Annotated in this window: 17 protein-coding genes and 1 tRNA gene; 9 read left to right on the top strand and 9 right to left on the bottom strand. The window is 73.1% G+C overall.

The window, feature by feature from the left end:
- Positions 1-84: 84 nt before the first annotated feature.
- Complete coding sequence (locus E4U91_RS13620) at positions 85-930, top strand: LLM class flavin-dependent oxidoreductase (RefSeq protein ID WP_137307106.1); 846 nt, start codon at positions 85-87, stop codon at positions 928-930.
- A 19-nt stretch (positions 931-949) separates the two neighbouring features.
- Here the strand turns inward: E4U91_RS13620 and E4U91_RS13615 are convergent, their stop codons facing one another.
- Positions 950-1,285: a hypothetical protein gene (locus E4U91_RS13615; protein ID WP_137307105.1), complete on the bottom strand. Its 336-nt coding sequence runs from the start codon at positions 1,283-1,285 to the stop codon at positions 950-952.
- 289 nt (positions 1,286-1,574) lie between these two features.
- Positions 1,575-1,646: transfer RNA gene (locus tag E4U91_RS13610), tRNA-Cys, on the bottom strand.
- Positions 1,647-1,854: 208 nt separating this feature from the next.
- Between E4U91_RS13610 and E4U91_RS13605 the strand changes: the two genes are divergently transcribed.
- From E4U91_RS13605 to E4U91_RS13580, 6 genes are all read left to right on the top strand, one after another.
- The gene (locus E4U91_RS13605; protein WP_137307104.1) at positions 1,855-3,306 is read left to right on the top strand and encodes an MFS transporter; all 1,452 of its coding nucleotides are present in this window, start codon (positions 1,855-1,857) and stop codon (positions 3,304-3,306) included.
- Positions 3,307-3,376: 70 nt separating this feature from the next.
- Complete coding sequence (locus E4U91_RS13600) at positions 3,377-3,580, top strand: hypothetical protein (RefSeq protein ID WP_137307103.1); 204 nt, start codon at positions 3,377-3,379, stop codon at positions 3,578-3,580.
- Positions 3,577-3,954 carry a type II toxin-antitoxin system death-on-curing family toxin gene (locus E4U91_RS13595; protein WP_137307102.1) on the top strand — a complete coding sequence of 126 codons (378 nt, stop codon included), beginning with the start codon at positions 3,577-3,579 and terminating at the stop codon, positions 3,952-3,954. Before E4U91_RS13600 ends, E4U91_RS13595 begins: the two co-directional genes overlap by 4 nt.
- 151 nt (positions 3,955-4,105) lie before the next feature.
- On the top strand, positions 4,106-5,905 hold the full coding sequence (locus tag E4U91_RS13590; protein ID WP_067235982.1) for a DEAD/DEAH box helicase: 1,800 nt from the start codon (positions 4,106-4,108) through the stop codon (positions 5,903-5,905).
- A gap of 336 nt (positions 5,906-6,241) precedes the next feature.
- Entirely contained in the window at positions 6,242-6,883 is a 642-nt protein-coding gene (locus tag E4U91_RS13585) for an IclR family transcriptional regulator (RefSeq protein ID WP_137307101.1), read from the top strand.
- A gap of 103 nt (positions 6,884-6,986) precedes the next feature.
- Positions 6,987-7,778, top strand: a complete 792-nt coding sequence (locus E4U91_RS13580) for a YlbL family protein (RefSeq protein WP_137307100.1) — start codon at positions 6,987-6,989, stop codon at positions 7,776-7,778.
- Positions 7,779-7,806: 28 nt separating this feature from the next.
- On the opposite strand, the gene E4U91_RS13575 is transcribed toward E4U91_RS13580, so the two are convergent.
- The 5 genes from E4U91_RS13575 to E4U91_RS13555 are packed head-to-tail and all read right to left on the bottom strand — an operon-like array spanning position 7,807 to position 12,163.
- Positions 7,807-8,802 (bottom strand): glycine betaine ABC transporter substrate-binding protein, encoded by a 996-nt coding sequence (locus E4U91_RS13575; RefSeq protein WP_137307099.1) that lies wholly within the window; start codon positions 8,800-8,802, stop codon positions 7,807-7,809.
- Positions 8,799-9,758 (bottom strand): ABC transporter permease, encoded by a 960-nt coding sequence (locus tag E4U91_RS13570; RefSeq protein ID WP_241678578.1) that lies wholly within the window; start codon positions 9,756-9,758, stop codon positions 8,799-8,801. The genes E4U91_RS13575 and E4U91_RS13570 overlap by 4 nt, the downstream gene beginning before the upstream one ends.
- 28 nt (positions 9,759-9,786) lie before the next feature.
- The gene (locus E4U91_RS13565) at positions 9,787-11,025 is read right to left on the bottom strand and encodes a betaine/proline/choline family ABC transporter ATP-binding protein (RefSeq protein WP_137307098.1); all 1,239 of its coding nucleotides are present in this window, start codon (positions 11,023-11,025) and stop codon (positions 9,787-9,789) included.
- Entirely contained in the window at positions 11,018-11,665 is a 648-nt protein-coding gene (locus E4U91_RS13560; RefSeq protein ID WP_137307097.1) for an ABC transporter permease, read from the bottom strand. Before E4U91_RS13560 ends, E4U91_RS13565 begins: the two co-directional genes overlap by 8 nt.
- Positions 11,666-11,683: 18 nt before the next feature.
- The gene (locus tag E4U91_RS13555; protein WP_067235994.1) at positions 11,684-12,163 is read right to left on the bottom strand and encodes an Lrp/AsnC family transcriptional regulator; all 480 of its coding nucleotides are present in this window, start codon (positions 12,161-12,163) and stop codon (positions 11,684-11,686) included.
- A 125-nt stretch (positions 12,164-12,288) separates the two neighbouring features.
- On the opposite strand from E4U91_RS13555, the gene hppD reads away from it, so the two are divergent.
- Positions 12,289-13,437, top strand: coding sequence for a 4-hydroxyphenylpyruvate dioxygenase (gene hppD, locus E4U91_RS13550; protein WP_137307096.1), 1,149 nt, complete (start codon positions 12,289-12,291; stop codon positions 13,435-13,437).
- A gap of 48 nt (positions 13,438-13,485) precedes the next feature.
- On the opposite strand, the gene E4U91_RS13545 is transcribed toward hppD, so the two are convergent.
- Positions 13,486-14,919: a tetratricopeptide repeat protein gene (locus tag E4U91_RS13545; protein WP_137307095.1), complete on the bottom strand. Its 1,434-nt coding sequence runs from the start codon at positions 14,917-14,919 to the stop codon at positions 13,486-13,488.
- A 92-nt stretch (positions 14,920-15,011) separates the two neighbouring features.
- Between E4U91_RS13545 and E4U91_RS13540 the strand changes: the two genes are divergently transcribed.
- On the top strand, positions 15,012-16,418 hold the full coding sequence (locus E4U91_RS13540; protein ID WP_137307094.1) for an FAD-binding oxidoreductase: 1,407 nt from the start codon (positions 15,012-15,014) through the stop codon (positions 16,416-16,418).
- A gap of 40 nt (positions 16,419-16,458) precedes the next feature.
- Here the strand turns inward: E4U91_RS13540 and E4U91_RS13535 are convergent, their stop codons facing one another.
- Positions 16,459-16,872: an SsgA family sporulation/cell division regulator gene (locus tag E4U91_RS13535; protein ID WP_137307093.1), complete on the bottom strand. Its 414-nt coding sequence runs from the start codon at positions 16,870-16,872 to the stop codon at positions 16,459-16,461.
- Positions 16,873-16,916 lie beyond the last annotated feature (44 nt).

Raw genomic sequence — 16,916 nt, 5'->3', positions numbered from 1 at the left:
CGGGAGCGTCCCACCTCACCCGTACCGAGGTGCCGGAGGGGCGGCAGCCACCTTTGTCGACCCTTCCTTCCGGAGGTCCCGCTCATGAACGTCGGAATCGGCCTGCCCATCGGCGATCCCGCGACCCTGCTCACCTGGGCCCGGCGCGCCGACGCCGGCCCCTTCAGCACGCTCGGCCTGCTCGACCGGCTGGTCTACGACAACCCCGAGCCCCTGGTCGCCCTCGCCGTCCTGGCCGGCGCCACCCACCGCGTCCGCGTCCAGACCGAGGTGCTGCTCGCCCCGCTGCGCGACACCGCGCTCCTGGCCAAACAGGCCGCCACGCTGGACCGGATGACCGGCGGCCGCCTGGTCCTCGGCCTCGGCATCGGCGGCCGCGCCGACGACCACCAGGTCACCGGCGTCGACCTGCGCACGCGCGGCCGGCGCCTGGACGAACAGATGGCGGTGCTGCGCCGCCTGTGGTCCGGCGAGCCGTACGGCGACGGCGTCGGCCCCATCGGCCCCGCCCCGGCCCGCCCCGGCGGTCCCGAGGTCCTGTTCGGCGGCTTCCGCCCGGCCGCGCTGGAACGCGTCGCCCGCTGGGGCGACGGCTTCCTCGCGGCCGCGCCGCCCTCCTGGGCGGGCACCCTCTTCGACACCGTCCGCACGTCCTGGACGGCCCACGGCCGCACGGGCGCACCCCGCCTCGTCGCCCAGGTCAACGTGGCGCTGGGCCCGGACGACGTGATCGAGGACGCCCGCACGAACATGCACGCGTACTACCACTTCACGGGCACCCCGGACCGCATGGTCTCCGGCCTCCTGACGACCCCGAAGTCCATCCGCGACGCCATCAGGGCCTTCGAAAACCTGGGCGCCGACGAGGTGATGCTCTACTGCTACGGCGTCGACCCGAACCAGGTGGACCGCCTGGCGGAGGTGGTGTGACCCACCGGGCGCGCCGGTGTCAGAAGTCGAGGCTCTTCACGCGGTAGGTGAGGATGTAGTGCCAGTCGGGTCCGGTGATGTCGAACGTCTCCTGACCGTTGGTGTCGCCCTCGGAGATGACGACTCCGTTGAGCCGGTCGTCCGGCCCTATGTCCTCCTCGTCGAAGAGCTGCACGTTGACCTCGCCGTCGAAGGGGACGTCGACGCGCATGGGAACCTCCGTTCCCGTGCTCAGCGAGAAGGACCCGCTGGGCGGCCAGACCTGCCGGCCGTTGGCCTGGATCATGATCTCGTCCGTCAGTGAGTCCTGCGGGTCTTCGCAGCGCAGCCTTTCGATCCGCAACACAGAGGTCATCGTTCTCGCCTTCCTCCTGGCCCAGGACGACACGGCACAGCGCCGCGTGAACCCCGATCGGGGAGGTGTTGGCGTCCGGCTGTGCCGCGACGACCGGTGGAGTACCGCGCCCACTGGCGTCCCGGGCCGACACACGGCCACCGGTGCCAGGACTCGCTCACGAGCGGTCTGCTCGCCACTCCACCACCCTTGCTCCTACCAGTAGATGCCCGGTTCGTGAGCGGCGCAACTGGCGTGAAAGGGGCGGCACCTTGTCGAAGGCGCCGCCCTTTGCCATGCCAGAACACGGAGGCCGTGGCGGGAATCGAACCCACGTAACTCGCTTTGCAGGCGAGCCCCTAAACCACTCGGGCACACGGCCATGTCGGTGGAGTGGTGAACTCCGTTCCGAACTCGGTGACTCGACCGTACGGGCCGCGGACCGGGGCGCTCAAGGGATCCGGGCCGCCCGCAACGCGACTGCCACACGCCGTTCATGAACCGTCGGGGCGGGACTACGACCAAGGTCCGAGGGGAGGACCGTCCCCCGACAGGGGTCACAGGCGGTCGTGGACCTTACCCTGGCGGGCATGGCCGTCGTGGAACCAGGGGACACCGTCGTCGCAGCAGACACCGCCGCCGCAGGGCGGACCGTGCTCGGGCGGTCGTACCGGGCGCTGAGTGTCGGGATCGTGTCCGTCGTGCTGCTCATCGCCTTCGAGGCGACCGCCGTCGGCACGGCCATGCCGGTCGCCGCGCGGGAACTGGACGGGGTGTCGGTCTACGCGTTCGCCTTCTCCGGGTACTTCACCACCAGCCTCTTCGGCATGGTGCTCGCCGGGCAGTGGGCCGACCGGCGCGGGCCGCTCGGCGCGCTGACCGCGGGCATCGCCGCGTTCGCGGCCGGGCTGCTGCTCGCCGGGACCGCGAGCGCCATGTGGGTGTTCATCCTCGGGCGGGCCGTGCAGGGGCTCGGCGGCGGACTGGTCATCGTCGCCCTGTACGTGGTCGTCGGCCGCGCCTACCCCGAGCGGCTGCGGCCCTCGATCATGGCGGCGTTCGCGGCCAGTTGGGTCGTGCCGTCGGTCGTCGGGCCGCTCGCCTCCGGCGCGGTCACCGAGCACCTGGGCTGGCGCTGGGTGTTCATCGGCATCCCGGTCCTCGTCGTGCTGCCCCTCGCCCTCGCGCTGCCCCAGATACGCCGCCGCGCCGCCGGACCGGTCGACACCGGCGCCGGGCCCGCCTCCGTCGACCCGCGCCGCATCCGGCTCGCCCTCGCCGTGTCCCTGGGCGCGGGACTCGTGCAGTACGCCGTGCAGGACCTCGGGCCGCTCTCCCTCCTGCCCGGCCTGGCCGGGGCCGCGCTGCTCGTCCCGGCCGTGCGCGGGCTGCTGCCGCGCGGCACCTGCCGGGCCGCCCGCGGGCTGCCCTCGGTGGTGCTGCTGCGCGGCCTCGCCGCCGGGTCCTTCATCGCCGCCGAGTCGTTCGTCCCGCTGATGCTGGTGACCCAGCGCGGACTGGCGCCCACCCTCGCCGGGTTCTCGCTCGCGGCCGGCGGGGCGACCTGGGCGCTGGGGTCGTGGGTGCAGTCCCGGCCGGGCGTGGCGCCGTACCGGGAACGGCTCATGGTGTCCGGCATGGTGCTGGTGGCCGCCGCCATCGCCGCCGCGCCCAGCGTGCTGATCCCCTCCGTGCCGGTCTGGACGGTGGCCGTCGCCTGGGCGTTCGGCTGCTTCGGGATGGGCCTGGTCATCTCCTCCACGAGCGTGCTGCTGCTCCAGTTGTCCGCCCCCGAGGAGGCCGGCGCCAACTCCGCCGCCCTGCAGATCTCCGACGGCCTGGCCAACTCCCTCCTCCTCGCCCTGGGCGGCGCCGCCTTCGCCGCCCTCGGCGGCGGCACGGTCGCCCACACGGCCACGACGGGCACCGCGGACGCGGCCACCGGCTCCCACCCCGCCGCGTTCGCCGCCGTCTTCCTCCCCATGGCCGTCGTCGCCCTCGCCGGCGCCTGGGTCACGACCCGCCTGCACTCCCGCGACTGAGCCCGCCCGCAGCCCGGCACCCTTCCTAATCCCCTCGCCCCCGTCCCGCCCCGCCCCTACCCTCACCGTCATGCACCCCTTCCCCCGTACCCCGGACTCCGCCGCACTCCACGCCGCCCTGGACGACCTCGCCGACGCCACCGGACGCCGTCCGGAGGACCTCGTGACCGAGGCCGTGGCCGCGCACCTGCGGGCCGAGGAGGCACGGGTGCGGGCCGTGGCCGAGCGGCTGGCCGACGCCCACGCCGGGCTGCTGGAGAGGCTCGGCGCATGACGACCCGGTTCCTCACCGTCGCCGAGGTCACCGACATCGCGCGGGTCGCGTTCGGCGGGCAGCCGCCCGAGGTGCGCGCGCCCGGCCTGCTCGCGTCGGCCGCGCACCGGCCCCGCGCCCGCATGTTCGGCACCCCCGCCTACGACGACCTGTACGAGCAGGCCGCCGCCCTGCTGCACGCCGTCGCCACCAACCACCCCCTCGTCGACGGCAACAAGCGCGCGGCCTGGCTCGCGGCCGCCACCTTCCTCGCCCTCAACGGCGTCGACCTGGCCGGCTGCGACCAGGACGTCGCGTACGACCTGGTGGTCGACGTCGCCTCCGGACAGGAGGGGGACGTCGGGGAGATCGCCGGGCGGCTGCGGGAGCTGTGATGTGGGTCCCACCCGGGCCGGGGCCGGGCTCGTCCGCGCGGTCGCGGGCGGGGGCCGCCGGTAGGGTGGCCCGGTTGCCGTACGCACCAGCCCACCGGTGGACCCAGGGCCCAGCAGACCCGGGGCCCACCGGAAGACCCACCCGGAGACCGTGACTACCACCGCCGCTTCCTCCTCCTCGCACCACCTGTCACCGGCCTTCCCCGGCCGTGCCCCGTGGGGTACCGCCAGCAAGCTGCGTGCCTGGCAGCAGGGGGCGATGGAGAAGTACCTCCAGGAGCAGCCGCGCGACTTCCTCGCCGTCGCCACCCCCGGCGCCGGCAAGACGACCTTCGCGCTGACGCTCGCCTCCTGGCTGCTGCACCACCACGTCGTGCAGCAGGTGACCGTGGTCGCGCCCACCGAGCACCTGAAGAAGCAGTGGGCCGAGGCGGCCGCGCGCATAGGGATCAAGCTGGACCCGGAGTACAGCGCGGGCCCGCTCTCCAAGGAGTACGACGGCGTCGCCGTGACGTACGCCGGTGTCGGCGTGCGCCCGATGCTGCACCGCAACCGCTCCGAGCAGCGCAAGACGCTCGTGATCCTCGACGAGATCCACCACGCCGGCGACAGCAAGTCCTGGGGCGAGGCGTGCCTGGAGGCGTTCGAGCCGGCGGCCCGGCGCCTCGCGCTCACCGGTACGCCGTTCCGGTCCGACACCAACCCCATCCCCTTCGTGACGTACGAGGAGGGGCAGGACGGCATCCGGCGCTCCGCCGCCGACTACACCTACGGCTACGGCTCCGCCCTCGCGGACGGCGTCGTGCGGCCCGTCATCTTCCTCTCCTACAGCGGCAACATGCGCTGGCGCACCAAGGCCGGCGACGAGATCGCCGCGCGGCTGGGCGAGCCGATGACCAAGGACGCGATCAGCCAGGCCTGGCGCACCGCGCTGGACCCGCGCGGCGACTGGATGCCGAGCGTGCTGCGCGCCGCCGACCAGCGGCTGACCGAGGTCAGGAAGGCCATCCCGGACGCCGGCGCGCTGGTCATCGCCTCCGACCAGGAGTCGGCCCGCGCCTACGCCAAGCTGATCCGGGAGATCACCGGCAGCGGGGCCACGCTCGTGCTGTCCGACGACGCGGGCGCCTCGAAGCGGATCGACGAGTTCAGCCAGAGCACCGACCGGTGGATGGTCGCCGTCCGCATGGTGTCCGAGGGCGTCGACGTGCCGCGCCTCGCGGTCGGCGTGTACGCGACGACGATCTCCACGCCGCTGTTCTTCGCGCAGGCCGTCGGCCGTTTCGTACGGTCCCGGCGGCGCGGCGAGACCGCCTCGGTGTTCCTGCCGACCGTGCCCGACCTGCTCGGCTTCGCCAACGAGATGGAGCGCGAGCGCGACCACGTCCTCGACAAGCCGAAGAAGGACGGCGGCGAGGAGGACCCGTACGCCGAGTCCGAGAAGGAGATGGACGAGGCGAACCGGGAGCAGGACGAGGACACCGGCGAGCAGGACATGCTGCCCTTCGAGGCGCTGGAGTCCGACGCCGTCTTCGACCGGGTCATGTACAACGGCGCCGAGTTCGGCATGCAGGCCCACCCGGGCAGCGAGGAGGAGCAGGACTACCTCGGCATCCCCGGCCTGCTCGAACCCGACCAGGTGCAGCTGCTGCTCCAGAAGCGGCAGGCCAAGCAGATCGCGCACAGCAGGAAGAAGCCCGACACCGAGGCCGACCTGCTGGAGATGCCCGCCGAGCGGCGCCCCGTCGTCTCGCACAAGGAGCTGATGGAGCTGCGCCGGCAGCTCAACACCATGGTCGGCGCCTACGTCCACCAGAGCGGCAAGCCGCACGGCGTGATCCACACCGAACTGCGCCGGGTGTGCGGCGGCCCGCCGAGCGCCGAGGCCACGGCCGGACAGCTGCGCCAGCGCATCGCCAAGGTCCAGGAGTGGGCGACCCGCATGAAGTGACCGCGGGCCGCCGCCCGGCGCCCCACGCGGCCCCGGGCGCGGTGCGGTCCGGCGCGGGTTCGCGTACGTACCGGGACAAAGTCCGGAAGTCCTCCAAGGTCACTGACCGGATTCTGGACGGAGCCTTCCGCTCAGCGAACCCGTGCGGCTACTGTCCCGCTACGCACACGCCCCGTGGCAGCGCCGCCGCGGAGCGCAGCCGTGAAGCGACTCGGGCCCGGGAAGAACCCTGGCCGTCACCGACCGGCGGCCTCTGAAGCGCGTCACTGACGGGACTCGGTGACGCATCCGCCACGAAGGGGCCCGCCGACCTCACCGCTTGGAGGAGTGGGCGTCGTGACCGCGGAGACCTCTCAGACGCTCGACCGGGGACTGCGGGTCCTCAAGCTGCTGGCCGACACCGACCACGGGCTGACCGTCACCGAGCTGTCCACCAAACTGGGCGTGAACCGGACCGTGGTGTACCGGTTGCTGGCCACGCTCGAACAGCACGCCCTCGTACGACGTGACCTCGGCGGACGGGCCCGGGTGGGCCTCGGTGTGCTGCGGCTCGGCCGCCAGGTGCACCCCCTGGTCCGGGAGGCGGCGCTGCCCGCGCTGCGCTCGCTGGCCGAGGACATCGGGGCCACCGCGCACCTGACGCTGGTGGACGGCGCCGAGGCGCTGGCCGTCGCCGTGGTCGAGCCCTCGTGGACGGACTACCACGTGGCCTACCGGGCCGGGTTCCGCCACCCCCTGGACCGCGGGGCCGCGGGCCGGGCGATCCTCGCCGCGCGGCAGCAGCCGCTGGCGGAGCCGGGGTACACCCTCACGCACGGCGAGCTGGAGGCCGGCGCGAGCGGGGCGGCGGCGCCCCTGATCGGTGTGACCGGCGTCGAGGGCAGTGTCGGGGTGGTCATGCTCGCCGACGCGATACCGGAGCGCGTGGGTCCGAGGGTGATGGACGCGGCCCGCGAGGTGGCGGAGGCGCTGCGCTGACGGCCGCCGCCGCCCGGGGCGGCCACCGGGGGGCCGGGCTCGGCGTACCCGACTGGTTCCACCGCATCCCGTCGCCCCCCACCGGCACCGTTACATTGGCTCCGTGCTCTCACGCCTCACACGCCTCCAAGCCCTGGCCGTCTGTGCCGTGCCCCTCGTCGCGCTGCTCGGCACGGCCGCCTTCGCGCCGCTGCCGTTCTCGGTGGCGCAGCCGGGGATGACGGCGAACGTGCTCGGGGACAACAAGGGCACACCGGTGATCACGATCCAGGGGGCCCCCGTCCGGCCGACCCGCGGCCAGCTGCGGATGACCACGATCGAGGCGACCAACCCGGACACCCGGGTGTCCCTCGGCGACGTGCTCGACGCCTGGTTCGCCACCGACCGCGCCGTCATGCCGCACGACTCGGTCTACCCCAGCGGGAAGAGCACCCGGGAGATCGAGGAGCACAACACCGAGCAGATGGAGCAGTCGCAGGACGCGGCCACCGCGGCGGCCCTGCGCTACCTGCACCTGAGCGCCTCCGACGTCAAGGTCACCCTGCGGCTCGCCGACGTCGGCGGCCCCAGCGCGGGGCTGCTCTTCTCCCTCGGCATCGTCGACAAGCTGAACGGCGACGGCAGCGGCGGCGACCTCACCGGCGGCCGGGTCGTCGCCGGCACCGGCACGATCGAGGCGGACGGCACGGTCGGCGCGGTCGGCGGCGTCGCCCTGAAGACGCAGGCCGCGCGCCGCGACGGCGCCACCGTCTTCCTCGTGCCGAAGGACGAGTGCTCCGACGCCAGGTCCGAGTTGCCGAAGGGGCTGCGACTGGTCCCGGTCACCACCCTCGAGGGCGCGGTCGGCGCGCTGAAGACCCTGGAGTCCGGCAAGGGCACCGTGCCCAGCTGCTAGGGGGTGCCCGACGCGGCCTGACCGGTGGTCAGTCCTGCTTCACGAACCCCTGCTGCGTCATCCACTCCAGCGCCACCAGGTGCGGGTCCTGCCCCTCGACGTCCACCTTGGCGTTGAGCTCCTGCGCCACCGTGTTGGTCAGCCTGCGCGTGACCGGGGCCAGGATGTCGGCGATCTGCGGGTACTTCTCCAGCGTCTTGGTGTGGATCATCGGGGCGGCGTTGTAGTTGGGGAAGAACTTCTTGTCGTCCTCCATCACCACCAGGTGCATCGCCTTGATGCGGCCGTCCGTGGTGAACACCTCGCCGTAGGTGCAGCTGCCCTTGGCGACCTGGGTGTAGATGATGCCGGTGTCCATCTGCGTGATGTTCCCGGCCGGCAGCGACATGCCGTACTTCTTCTCCATGCCCGGCAGTCCGTCCGCGCGGTTGGCGAACTGGCTCTCCACGCACAGGGTCACCGCACCCGGGTCCTTCTTCGCCAGCGCGGCCACGTCGGACAGGGTCTTCGTGCCGTACTTCTTGAAGTTGGCCTGGTTCGTGGCGAGCGCGTAGGTGTTGTTGAGCGGGGCCGGATCCAGCCAGGTGACGCCGTTCTTCAGGTCGGCGTCGCGCACCGCCTTCCACTGCTCGTGGGGGTCGGGGATGGGCTGGGTGTTGCCGAGGTAGTTGATCCAGCCGGTGCCGGTGTACTCGTAGTCGGCGTCGGCGGAGCCCTGCCGCACGGCCTCGCGGGAGCCGATGGAGCCCTGGATGCCGGTGCGGTCCAGGACGTCGGCACCGGCCGCCTGAAAGGCGATGCCCATGATCGCGCCGAGGACCAGCTGCTCGCTGAACTCCTTGGAGGTGACCGTCAGGTGCGCGCCCTTGAGCGGCTCGCCCTGCCCGATCGTCCCGGGCTGCACGTCGTCCGCCATCGGTGAACCGCTGGTCAGCCCGCACCCCGGGGCCAGCAGCAGGAGCAGTCCGCACAGCAGCAGGCGGCGGCGGGGGCGGCGGCGCAGGCGGCCGGGCCGGCGCCTCATCGTCCGTCCTCCAGCCCGCGCGGCCGCAGCAACAGCTCCGCCAGTGACGCCAGCCAGTCCACCAGCAGCGCCAGCGCCACCGTGAGGATCGAGCCCAGCACCAGGACCGGCATGCGCTGGTTGGTGATCCCGGTGGTGATGAGGACGCCCAGGCCGCCGCCCCCGCCGAAGGTGGCCAGGGTTGCCGTGCCGACGTTGAGGACGAGGGCCGTGCGCACGCCCGCGAGGATCAGCGGCACCGCGAGGGGCAGTTCCACCCGGGTGAGCACGCCCAGCGAGGACATGCCGATGCCGCGGGCCGCCTCCAGCAGCGTCGGGTCGTTGGCGTCGAGACCGGCGATCGTGTTGGACAGCACCGGCAGCACGGCGTAGATGACGATGCCGATGAGGGCCGCCTTCATCCCGGTGCCCAGCCAGATCACCAGCAGCGCCAGCAGGCCGATCGCCGGGGTCGCCTGGCCGGTGTTGGCGAACGCCATCGCCACCGGGGTCGCCTTGCGCAGGGACCGGCGGGTGAGCAGGATGCCCGCCGGGATGGCGATGATCAGCACGAAGAAGGTGGAGATCACGGTCAGTTCGATGTGCTGCCACAGCGCCTTGGAGACCTGGCCGCCCGACAGTGCGTTCTCGGAGATCGCGTCCAGTTCGGCCTGCCGGAACCACAGCCAGGTAGCCAGCAGCAGGGCGACGAGGAACAGCGGCAGCAGGGTCAGCTTCTGCCAGGTGATCCGCGACCGCCCCGCTCCGGCCGCCGGCCGCCCGGCCCCCCGCCCCGTGCCGCCCGCGCCGGTCCCGGTCCCCTCGGAGCCGCCGTCCGCCGCTGCGGTGTCGTCCGCGGTGTCCGGGCCGCCGGCCAGATCCACCCCGTGCCGGGCGACCACGCCGTCCGCACGGCCGCCGGCCGCCGCGCCGCCCGCGCCGGGCCGGCCGTCACCCCGTCCCGTCCGTCCGCTCATGCCGTCGTCCCCCGTCCCGTCCGTCCCCTCATGCCGTCGTCCCCCCGCTCGCGCCCTCCTGGTCGGCGTGGGTCTGCGCGGCCCGCGTCTCCGCCAGGTCGTGCTGGTGCTCCATGGCCTCCAGCCGGTCGGCCTCCAGCAGCTCGTGCACGGAGTTCATCAGCGTCTCCATGTCGACGACGCCCGTGTACTCCCCGCGCCGCCCGGTCACCGCGGCCCGCCCGGAGCTGTCGGTCAGGACCGCCTCCAGCGCGTCGCGCAGGGTCGCGTCCCGGGTCACCGTGTCGTGCACCAGCGTCCCCGCGCGGGCCAGCGAGCCCTTGGCCCGCATCAGGTCGCCGCGCCGCAGCCACTTGTAGGGGCGGCCCCGCCGGTCCAGCAGCAGGATCTCGTTGGTGCCGCTGGAGCGCAGCCGGTTGAAGATCGTCTGCAACGGGTCGTCGACGGTCACCGTCGGGTAGTCGGTGATCTCCACGTCCCGTACGCGGGTGAGGTTGAGCCGCTTCAGGGCGGCCCCGGCGCCGACGAACCCGGACACGAAGTCGTCCGCCGGGTTGGTGAGGATCGCCTCCGGGGTGTCGAACTGGGCGATGTGGGAGCGTTCGCGCAGCACCGCGATCCGGTCACCCAGCTTGATCGCCTCGTCGAAGTCGTGGGTGACGAAGACGATCGTCTTGTGCAGCTCGTGCTGGAGGCGGATCAGCTCGTCCTGGAGGTGGTCGCGGGTGATCGGGTCGACCGCGCCGAACGGCTCGTCCATCAGCAGCACCGGCGGGTCCGCGGCGAGCGCCCGCGCCACGCCCACCCGCTGCTGCTGGCCGCCGGACAGCTGCCGGGGGTAGCGGCCGTGGAACTCGCCGGGGTCGAGCCCCACCAGGTCCAGCAGCTCCTCCACCCGGTCCCTGGTCCGGCTCGTGGACCAGCCGATCATCTTCGGCACCAGGGCGATGTTCTGGGCGACGGTCATGTGCGGGAACAGCCCGGCCGACTGGATGGCGTAGCCGATCTTGCGCCGCAGCTTCACCGGGTCGATGTCGGTGACGTCCTCGCCGCCGATGCGGATGCGGCCGCCGGTCGGCTCGATCAGCCGGTTGATCATCTTCAGCGTGGTCGACTTCCCGCACCCCGAGGGCCCGACGAAGATGACGGTCTCGCCGGCCTTGATCTCCATGCTGACGTTGTCGACGGCGGGCCGGGGATTGCCCGGGTACAGCTTGGTCAGGTTCTCCAGCTCGATGGTCGCACCCCCGGCGGACGACTCAGACACGGATCCCCCTCGGAATGGTCAGCCGTCCGATGAGGACGTACGCGGCGTCGAACAGCAGCGCCAGCACGATGATCCCGAGCGTGCCGGCGAGCACCTGGTTGAGCGCGTTCGCGCTGCCCAGCGAGGAGATGCCGCGGAAGATCTCGTTGCCGAGGCCGGGCCCGGAGGCGTAGGCGGCGATGGCGGCGATGCCCATCAGCATCTGGGTGGCGACGCGGATCCCGGTGAGGATCGGCGGCCAGGCCAGCGGCAGCTCGACCCGCAGCAGCCGGGCGAGCCGGGACATCCCGATGCCGCGCGCCGCGTCGACCAGGGAGGGGTCCACCCCGCGCAGCCCGACGATCGCGTTGCGCACGATCGGCAGCAGCCCGTACAGCGTCAGCGCGGTGACCGTCGGCGGCACGCCCAGGCCGACGACCGGGATCAGCAGGCCGATCATGGCGAGCGAGGGGATGGTCAGGACGGTCGAGGTGGCCGTGGTGGCGAGGCCGCCGGCCCAGTCGCTGCGGTAGGTGGCGACCGCGATGAGCACCCCGATCACGGTGGCCACGACCATGCACTGGAAAACGGCGCTCGCGTGCTGGTAGGCGTCGGTGAGCAGCTGCTGGTGCCGGCTGCTCAGGTACTCCCAGAAGGTCACGCGGCACCTCCTCGCAGGTCAAGTCCTCGCCCGTTCCTCCGCCGCCTGCTCCACCAGCGGGATGATCCGCAGCGGGACGGGGTTCTCCATCACGATCGCGGTGGAGGCCCGGACGATCCCATCAAAACCGACGACCCGGTCGATGACCCGCTGGAGATCGGCGTTGGAGCGGGCCACCAGCCGGCACAGCATGTCCCCGGTGCCGGTCGTGGTGTGCAGCTCCAGCACCTCCGGAACGGACGCCAAGTGGGCCCGCACGTCCGGGCCTTGGCCCTGGCGGATCTGCAGGGTGGCGAACGCGGTCACCGGATAGCCGAGGGCCGCCGGATCGACGTCCGGGCCGAATCCGCGGATGACTCCGTTCGACGTAAGCCGGTCCAGGCGCGCCTGCACGGTCCCGCGCGCCACACCGAGGCGCCGGGACATCTCCAGCACGCCGACGCGCGGCTCGCGGGCCAGCAGCACGATGATCCGGCCGTCCAGCTGATCGATCCCCACGGCGGTGCCTCCCCGGTGGTCATCCTGTACAGAAAGGCCGATGGTACGGCCGTATTGCTGAACACGTTGCCCAGCGAATGCGCAAACTATTGCGCACCTTGCAGGGCCGGGGTGACCCTTCCGACATGACGCAGACCACACACCACACTCCCGACGCGACCGCACGGCAGGCCGATCCCTTCCCGGTCAAGGGAATGGACGCGGTCGTCTTCGCCGTGGGCAACGCCAAGCAGGCCGCGCACTACTACTCCACCGCCTTCGGCATGACGCTGGTCGCCTACTCCGGACCGGAGACCGGCAGCCGCGAGACCGCGAGCTACGTGCTGGAGAACGGCTCCGCGCGGTTCGTGTTCACCTCGGTCATCAAGCCCGCCACCCCCTGGGGCCACTTCCTCGCCGAGCACGTGGCCGAGCACGGCGACGGCGTCGTCGACCTCGCCATCGAGGTCCCGGACGCCCGCGCCGCGTACGCGTACGCCGTCGAGCAGGGCGCGAGGAGCGTCGCCGAGCCGTACGAGCTGAAGGACGAGCACGGCACGGTGGTCCTGGCCGCGATCGCCACCTACGGCGAGACCCGCCACACCCTGGTCGAGCGCTCCGGCTACGACGGCCCGTACCTGCCCGGCTACACCGCGGCCAAGCCGATCGTCGCGCCGCCAGCGCGGCGCACCTTCCAGGCCATCGACCACTGCGTCGGCAACGTCGAGCTCGGCAAGATGGACGAGTGGGTCGGCTTCTACAACCGGGTCATGGGCTTCACCAACATGAAGGAGTTCGTGGGCGACGACATCGCCACCGAGTACTCCGCGCTCATGTCCAAGGTCGTGGCCGACGGCACCCTGAAGGTGAAGTTCCCGCTCAACGAGCCGGCGATCGCGAAGAAGAAGTCGCAGATCGACGAGTACCTCGAGTTCTACAACGGCCCCGGCTGCCAGCACATCGCGCTCAACACGAACGACATCGTGGAGACGGTGCGCACCATGCGCGCGGCCGGCGTGGAGTTCCTCGACACCCCGGACTCCTACTACGACACGCTCGGCGAGTGGGTCGGCGAGACCCGCGTGCCGGTCGACACCCTGCGCGAGCTGAAGATCCTCGCCGACCGCGACGAGGACGGCTACCTGCTGCAGATCTTCACCAAGCCGGTCCAGGACAAGCCGACCGTCTTCTTCGAGATCATCGAGCGGCACGGCTCCATGGGCTTCGGCAAGGGCAACTTCAAGGCCCTGTTCGAGGCGATCGAGCGCGAGCAGGAGAAGCGCGGCAACCTCTGACCCACCCCGCCGCGCCCCCTCGGCGGGGCGCGGCCCGGCCGCCGGACGTCAGCGCGGTACCCCGACGTCCGGCGGCTCGCCCACCTGCGCCAGCGCCGCCCGCGCCGCGGGCGCGCCCAGCGGCGAGAAGTACGGGTTGATCCGCAGCGCCTCCTCCAGGTGCCGCCGCGCCGCCCCGGAGCGGCCCATCGCCTGCTCGATCACGCCCCGGTGGTACACGTACGGCGCGCTGCGCACCGTACCGCCGTGCTCCCGGTCGGTGGCGACCGTCGCGTACCCGAGCGCCTCGGTGTCCTGCCCGATCCGGTGCAGCGCCCAGCCCAGCGCGTCGGCCACGTCGATGCCCGGCTGGCGCCGCCACTCGGCGCGCAGCAGCCGCACCGCGGCCACCGGGTCGCCGTGGTCCGCCTCCAGCAGGCCCAGCACCAGGTCCCCGTCGACCCCGCCGGCCGCGTCACGCCGCACCCGCTCCCGCACCAGGTCGTACTGCGCCCCGGCCGCCTGCCGGAGCCCCAGCGACTCCTGCAGTTCGCCCAGCTCCAGGGCGTACTGGGGGAGCGGCTGCCGGGCCAGCGCCGTGCGGTACGCCGACAGGGCCTGCCCGGTGCGGCCCAGCGCCGCCAGCGCCCGCCCCCGCCCGGCCTGCGCGGCCCCCAGGCGCGGATCGAGCCGCACCGCCTCCTCGAAGTGCCGCAGCGCGTCCTCCCGGTCACCCCGCTCGAACGCCAGCTGCCCGCCCCGCTCCAGCCAGGCCGCCTGCTCCGCCGGGCCGGGCGCGGCCGCCGCCGCGTCGGACAGGGCGGCCGCCGCGTCCTCCCGCCAGCCCCGCTCGCGGTAGACCTCCGCGGCCCGTGCCAGCACCGCGGGCCCCGACTTCAGCCGCCGCAGCCGGCCGAGGGCGGCGTACGCCCTCTTGTAGTCGCCGAGCCCGGTGCAGGCGTCGATCAGCGACGGGTACGCCGACCACCGCTTCGGCGCCGCCTCCAGCGCGGTCTCGCTCCAACCGAGCGCGGCCCGGAAGTCCCGGCGCGCGACCGCGAGCGCGGCCAGCCCGTCGAGGGCGGCGAGGTCGTCGGAGTTGTCCGGCCCCACCCGCAGCGAGGTGCGCAGCGCCCGCTCGGCCTTCGGGTAGGAGCCCGCCGCGTCGCCCGTGCGCCGCCCCTGCTCGACGTACGCCGTCCCGAGCAGCGCCCACGACCGGGCGTCGCGCGGCTGACGGCGCACCGCCCGCTCCCGCTGCCCGACCAGCTCCTCGAGGTCCGCGGAAGCGGCCGGCGCCCCCGCCACGACCGCCGTCCCGGCCCGCGCCCCCGGCGCCGGCGCGGCGGGTGCCCGCGCCACGGGCGGCTCCCCGAACGGCACGCACAGCAGCACCGCGGCCAGCACCAGCGACCCGGCGACCGCACCGGCCAGGAGCGGCCGGCGACGCACCACCGCCGGGACCGGGGACCGTCGCGCGCGGGGCTCCGCCTGGTTCTCCATGGCGCTCACTGTGCGTCGGCGCGGCCACCGCGGTGGCGCAGCCGAAGCGTGCGGCGAGTGGGGTTCACACCGATGGCCCCCGGTGCGAACCTGTGATCATGAGCCGTATCGAAGCGCCCAGCGACGACGTCACCGGCAACCTCCTCGACCGGCTGCTCACCGGCCTGCCCGCCGAGGCGGTCCTCGCCGACCCCGACGTCACGGCCTCCTACGCCCACGACATGGCGAGCTTCTGCCCGGCCGGCGCCCCGGCCGTGGTCGTGCTGCCCCGCACCGTCGAACAGGTGCAGCACGTGATGCGCGTGGCGACCGAACTGCGCGTCCCGGTCGTCCCGCAGGGCGCCCGCACCGGCCTGTCGGGCGGCGCGAACGCCTCCGACGGCTGCATCGTGCTGTCCCTGATCCGCATGGACCGCATCCTGGACATCAGCCCCGTGGACCGGGTCGCCGTCGTCGAACCCGGCGTGGTCAACGCGGCGCTCTCCCGGGCCGTGGGCGAGCACGGCCTGTACTACCCGCCGGACCCCTCCAGCTGGGAGACGTGCACGATCGGCGGCAACATCGGCACCGCCTCCGGCGGCCTGTGCTGCGTCAAGTACGGCGTCACCGCCGAGTACGTCCTCGGCCTCGACGTCGTCCTGGCCGACGGACGGCTGATGTCCACCGGCCGCCGCACCGCCAAGGGCGTCGCCGGCTACGACCTCACCCGGCTGTTCGTCGGCTCCGAGGGCTCGCTCGGCATCGTCGTGCGGGCCGTCCTCGCGCTGCGGCCCCGGCCGCCGCGCCAGCTGGTGCTGGCCGCCGAGTTCCCCTCGGCCGGCGCCGCCTGCGACGCCGTCTGCCGCGTCATGGCGGGCGGGCACACGCCCTCACTCCTCGAACTCATGGACCGTACGACGGTCCGCGCCGTCAACGAACTGACCCGCATGGGGCTGCCCGAGACCACCGAGGCACTGCTGCTGTGCGCCTTCGACACCCCCGACCCGGTGGCCGACCTCGCCGCCGTGGGCGCGCTGTGCGAGGCCGCCGGCGCCACCCAGGTGGTACCCGCCGAGGACACCGCCGAGTCCGAACTGTTGCTCCAGGCGCGGCGGTCGTCGCTCGTCGCGCTGGAGGCGGTCACGGGCACGACGATGATCGACGACGTGTGCGTGCCCCGCTCGCGCCTCGGCGACCTGCTCGAAGGGGTGGAGCGGATCGCCGGGAAGTACGGCCTGACCATCGGGGTCGTCGCCCACGCGGGCGACGGCAACACCCACCCCACCGTCTGCTTCGACGCCCAGGACCCGGAGGAGTCCCGACGGGCCCGCGAGTCCTTCGACGCGATCATGGCCCTCGGCCTGGAACTCGGCGGCACCATCACCGGCGAACACGGCGTCGGCGTGCTCAAGAAGGAGTGGCTGGCACGCGAACTCGGGCCCGTGGGGCTGGAGATGCAGCGGGCCGTGAAGGACGTCTTCGACCCGCTGGGCATCCTCAACCCCGGCAAGCTGTTCTGACCGGCGACCGGCGACCGGCGACCGGCGACCGGTCCGGGGCTCACTGCGCGAGCAGCTGGTCGAGCGCGTCGTCGAGGCCCAGCTGCTCGCCCTCCGTCCCCGGGGGCACCACGGTCAGGGTGCGCTCCAGCCACGCCGAGACCTGCGGGATCGGCGCCTCCAGGAGCGCCTCGCCGTCCGGCGAGCTCAGCGCCATCAGCACGACGCTGCGGCCCTGCGCCTTCGCCGGCCACGCCCGCACGTCCCCGTGCCCGCACGGCCGAAACACGCCCTCCACGAGCAGCTCGCGGGCGAACGTCCAGTGCACCGGCTGCTCGGAGTCGGTGTGGAAGGCGACGTGCACGGCGAACGGGTCGTCACTGCGGTACGTCAGCCGCGCCGGGACCGGAAGGCTGCGCTCCGGCGACAGGACCAGCTTCATCTCCAGCTCACGCTCGACGACGGTGTGGTGCATGACGGTGTCCTCTCCACTGGAGGGCCGCTCGGACCGGGCCCGTA

This window comes from Streptomyces lasalocidi (assembly GCF_005280215.1).
In the GTDB taxonomy this organism is placed as follows: Bacteria; Actinomycetota; Actinomycetes; order Streptomycetales; family Streptomycetaceae; genus Streptomyces; species Streptomyces longwoodensis.
Note: the sequence above shows the minus strand (reverse complement) of the source record. Positions and strands in the feature narration are given on the sequence as shown.